The following is a 4,461-nucleotide window of genomic DNA, read 5'->3' as shown; positions in this document are numbered from 1 at the left end:
CGCCACCACCCGGCGCTCCCGCGGCTCCGCCGGCTCCCCGGCGGACCCGTCGGCGTCGCCCCGACTGCAGCCCCCGGCGGCGAGCACCGCCGCCAGCCCGGCCGCCATCCAGCTTCTCATCCCGTACATCGGCTCCCCTCTGCGGTGGTCCCGTCGTTGGGGACGGGGTGGGCCAGATGCATGCCAGGCGGCTGTCCTCTTCCGCTCCGGCAGGCTAGGTTGGGCCGCACGCCGCGGGGAGAGAACCGTCCCATGGAGGAGGAGATGCGGGAAGGGCAGTCGTTCGAGTGCCGGTTCGAGGTGCGCTGGGCCGACCTGGACGGGAACCGACACGTGCGGAACACCGCCTTCAGCGAATACGCCACCCACACGCGCTTCCGCCTGCTGGCCGCCCATGGGTTCGACCAGGCGCGGCTGGAGGCGCTCCGCTTCGGCCCGGTGATGATGCGCGAGGAGATCCGTTACCGGCGCGAGGTCCTCTTCGGCGACGCCCTGGCCGTGACCGTCCGCTGCGCAGGTCTCTCGCCGGACGGCTCGCACTGGCGGGTGCACCAGGACGTGCTCCGCTCGGACGGGCGGGAGGCCGCGGTCCTCAGCATCCAAGGCGGGTGGATCGACCTGGACAGCCGCAAGCCGACCGCCCCGCCCGCGGAGCTCGCAGCGGTCCTGCAGGGGCTGCCGCGCACCCGGGACTACGCGGACCTCCCCTCTCTCGTCCGTCGCCGGGGGTGATCGCTCCGGACCCGCCCCCCACGCCGCCCACCTTCGGCGAGGCGTTCCGCACCTGGGTGCGCGTCGGCCTGCTGAGCTTCGGGGGGCCCGCCGGCCAGATCGCGGTGATGCACCGGATCCTCGTGGAGGAGAAGAGATGGATCAGCGAGCACCGCTTCCTCCACGCCCTCAACTACTGCATGCTGCTCCCCGGGCCGGAGGCGCAGCAGCTCGCCACCTACGTGGGGTGGCTCCTGCACCGCACCGCGGGCGGGCTGACGGCGGGGATCCTGTTCGTGCTCCCGGGGTTCGTCTCCATCCTGGCGATCAGCCTCCTCTACGCCGGCTACCAGGACACGCAGCTGGTGCAGGCGCTCTTCTTCGGGCTGAAGCCGGCGGTGGTCGCCGTCGTCGCCGAGGCGGTGCACCGGATCGGGGGGCGCGCGCTGAAGAACCGGGCGATGGCGGCGCTCGCCGCGGCCGCGTTCGTGGCGATCTTCTTCTTCGAGGTGCCGTTCCCGCTCATCGTGGCAGGTGCGGCGCTGGTCGGCTACCTGGGGAGCCGGATCCGCCCCGACCTGTTCCTGGTGATCCGCGGCCACGAGGCGGACGCCGCGCTGGAGGAGGAGGGGGCCGCCGGGCGGACGGAGCCGGCGGCGCCGTCCTGGCGCGCGGGGCTCCGGACAGCGCTCCTCTACCTGTTCCTCTGGTGGGCGCCGGTGGGCGCGCTCCTGCTGCTCACCGGCGCCTCCAGCGTGTGGGTGCAGGAGGGCGTGTTCTTCAGCACCGCGGCCGTGGTCACCTTCGGCGGGGCCTACGCGGTGCTGGCCTACGTCGCGCAGCAGGCGGTGGAGACGTACGGCTGGCTCCGCCCGGGCGAGATGCTGGACGGCCTGGGGATGGCGGAGACGACGCCGGGGCCGCTCATCCAGGTGGTGCAGTTCGTGGGCTTCATGGGGGCGTACCGGAACCCGGGCGGGCTGGACCCGATGCTGGCGGGGGTGCTGGGCTCGGCGCTCACCACCTGGGTCACCTTCGTCCCGTGCTTCCTCTTCATCTTCGTGGGCGCCCCGTGGATCGAGCACCTGCGCGGGCGGAAGGGGCTCACGGCGGCGCTCTCCGGGATCACCGCGGCGGTGGTGGGCGTGATCCTGAACCTGGCCCTCTGGTTCGCGCTGCACGTGCTCTTCGCCCGGGTGGGGGAGGCACGGCACGGCCCGCTCCGGCTCCTGGTGCCCGAGTGGGACACGCTGGACCCGGCCGCGCTCCTGATCGCGGCCGGCGCCTTCGCCGCGCTCTTCCTGCTGAGGTGGGGGATGATCCGCACCCTGCTCGCCGCGGCAGCCGCGGGGCTCCTCTACTCCTGGCTCGGGTGACGGGCGGCGGAGGCCGCCCTCACTCGATCGGCTTCAGGTTTGCGAGGATCCTGTCCCGGTGCGGCTCCAGGAAGGGCGGGAGCACCACCTTCTCCCCCAGCGTGGCCGGGTCCTCGTCCACGGCGAACCCGGGGCCGTCGGTGGCGATCTCGAAGAGGACGCCGTTGGGCTCGCGGAAGTACAGGCTGCGGAAGTAGTAGCGGTCCACCTCGCCGCTGTTGGGGATGCGGAGCGAGTTCAGACGCTCCGTCCAGGCGTGGTACTCCTCCTCGTTCGGGGTGCGGAAGGCCACGTGGTGCACCCCTCCCGCCCCCTGCCGCGCGACCGGGAGCTGCGGCTGGACGGCCACGTGGAGCTCGGCGTCCGGCCCGCCCGCGCCCATCTCGTAGACGTGCACCACGGAGAGCCCGTGCTCGGGCGCCGCGTAGTCGCGCACCTGCCGCATCCCCATCGCCCGGGTGAGGACGAGGTCCGTCTCGGTGATGCTGGGGACGCTCATCACGATGGGGCCGAGCCCCCGTACCTGGCGCTCGGCCGGCACCGGGCTCCGCTCCCAGGGCACGGGCTCCTGACCCCGGCCGCCGTCGTCCACGAGGGAGAGGCGCTGCCCCTCTGGATCCTCGAGGTCGAGGGTGAGCCGGCCGTCGCGCTCGGTCAGCTCGCCGGTGCGGACGCCCTCCTCGCGAAGGTGGCCCGCCCACCACTCCAGCGTGTCGCGCCCGCTCACCCGCAGGCTCGTGCGGACGAGGCTGTGCGTGCCGCGCACCTCGCGCGGGATGTTCCAGTCGAAGAAGGTGAGGTCGTTCCCGGGGGTGCCGACCGCGTCGGAGTAGAAGAGGTGGTACGCGCTGACGTCGTCCTGGTTCACGCTCCGCTTCACCAGCCGCATCCCCATGACCCGGGTGTAGAAGCGGTGGTTCTCGCGGATGTCGGCCGTGATGGCCGTCAGGTGGTGGATCCCGGTCAGCTCCATGCTCCCTCGTGCTCGTGCAGGGCTTACGCGCGGCCTCGCCGCCCCCCGGACGGGGGCTCCGGACCTCCCGCATGCGATTTGCGTTCCGGGCGGCAGGCCCCTCCGTCGCACCAGGCGACACGTCGCATGCACACGCCCTTCGCAACCCGAAAGGAAAAAAGAGATGCCTGTGTCCCACCGCTTCCGCGGATACGCCCTGCTCCTCGTCGCCGCTCTGGTCGCCGCCTGCGCGGGCGACTCCCCCACCGGGTCGGAGCAGGACCCGTTCGTCACCGCCCGCGTGAACGGCGCCGCCTGGCGCGCCAACTACCAGGTGGACCTCGCCGTCGCGGACCTGATGCAGCAGGGACGCCTCCTCGAGGTGGTGGGGCTCCAGGTGAACCAGGACGGCTCCACGCAGCAGGTCAGCGTCGTGATCCCCGACTATGCCGGGCCCGGGACGTATCCGCTGAGGGATCCGGACCCGCAGGCGGGCGCATTCGGCTTCTACGTCACGCGGGCCTCCCGGACCGCCGAGCCCGTCGCGTACTTCACCGACGCGCAGCACACGGGGACCATCACCGTCGCGAAGATGGACCAGGAGCGGCGGCAGGTCTCCGGCACCTTCAGCTTCCGGGCCCGGCAGGAGAACGGGACGGCGGTGGTCGAGGTGGCCGGCGGCGAGTTCCGTGGGCGGTACGTCCCCCAGTAGGCGCTCCGCGGGCGCGCTGCTCGGGTGAACTGTCCCCTCTGCCTGGGAAGCGGCGTCCGGCGCTTCGCGGAGGTCCGCGCCTCCCGGTTCTTCCGCTGCGGGCGGTGCCGGCTCACCTTCCTGGCCCCGGAGCAGCGGCCGGACCCGGAGGCGGAGCGGGCGCACTACGGCACGCACGAGAACGACCCGGCCGACCCGCGCTACCGCGCATTCCTGGACCGGCTCGCCACCCCCCTCGCGCGGCGCCTCCCGGCGGGAGCGGAGGGGCTGGACTACGGCTCGGGGCCGGGGCCGGCGCTCTCCTTCATGCTGGTGGAGCGGGGCTTCCGCATGGCGGTCTACGACCCGTTCTTCGCCCCGGCGGAGGATGCGCTGGGGCGCAAGTACGACTTCGTGACCTGCGCCGAGACCGCCGAGCACTTCTTCGCGCCGGCGCAGGAGTGGGCCCGCCTCGACCGCATGCTCCGCCCCGGCGGCTGGCTGGGCGTGATGACCGGGATGCTGCGCGACGACGCGGCGTTCACCGGGTGGCGATACGCCCGCGACCCCACGCACGTCTGCTTCTACCGTCCCGAGACCATGCGCTGGATCGCCGGCCGCTTCGGGTGGGAGCGCTTCGCGCCGGCCCGGGACGTCACCCTGTTCCGGAAGCCGGTGGTCGCCGGCTGACAGCGCGCGGGGCGCCCACCCGCTGGGGGGCGCCCCGCGCC

At 73.2% G+C, this 4,461-nt stretch carries 5 protein-coding genes; 4 read left to right on the top strand and 1 reads right to left on the bottom strand.

Annotated elements, in window-relative coordinates:
* The first annotated feature begins 252 nt into the window (after positions 1-252).
* Both VGR37_15090 and chrA read left to right on the top strand, forming a co-directional pair.
* Positions 253-732 carry a thioesterase family protein gene (locus VGR37_15090; GenBank protein ID HEV2148728.1) on the top strand — a complete coding sequence of 160 codons (480 nt, stop codon included), beginning with the start codon at positions 253-255 and terminating at the stop codon, positions 730-732.
* Positions 729-2,087 (top strand): chromate efflux transporter, encoded by a 1,359-nt coding sequence (gene chrA / locus VGR37_15085; GenBank protein HEV2148727.1) that lies wholly within the window; start codon positions 729-731, stop codon positions 2,085-2,087. The genes VGR37_15090 and chrA overlap by 4 nt, the downstream gene beginning before the upstream one ends.
* Before the next feature lie 19 nt (positions 2,088-2,106).
* Here chrA and VGR37_15080 read toward each other — a convergent pair whose 3' ends face one another.
* Positions 2,107-3,060 carry a ring-cleaving dioxygenase gene (locus tag VGR37_15080; GenBank protein ID HEV2148726.1) on the bottom strand — a complete coding sequence of 318 codons (954 nt, stop codon included), beginning with the start codon at positions 3,058-3,060 and terminating at the stop codon, positions 2,107-2,109.
* 163 nt (positions 3,061-3,223) lie between these two features.
* Here VGR37_15080 and VGR37_15075 point away from each other — a divergent pair, with 163 nt between their 5' ends.
* Positions 3,224-3,751, top strand: coding sequence for a DUF6252 family protein (locus tag VGR37_15075; protein ID HEV2148725.1), 528 nt, complete (start codon positions 3,224-3,226; stop codon positions 3,749-3,751).
* A gap of 24 nt (positions 3,752-3,775) precedes the next feature.
* Positions 3,776-4,420, top strand: a complete 645-nt coding sequence (locus VGR37_15070; GenBank protein HEV2148724.1) for a class I SAM-dependent methyltransferase — start codon at positions 3,776-3,778, stop codon at positions 4,418-4,420.
* Positions 4,421-4,461: the final 41 nt, after the last annotated feature.

The organism is Longimicrobiaceae bacterium (assembly GCA_035936415.1).
Taxonomy (GTDB): domain Bacteria; phylum Gemmatimonadota; class Gemmatimonadetes; order Longimicrobiales; family Longimicrobiaceae; genus JAFAYN01.
The sequence above is the reverse complement of the archived record's forward strand: the minus strand, read 5'-3'. Positions and strand labels throughout refer to the sequence as shown.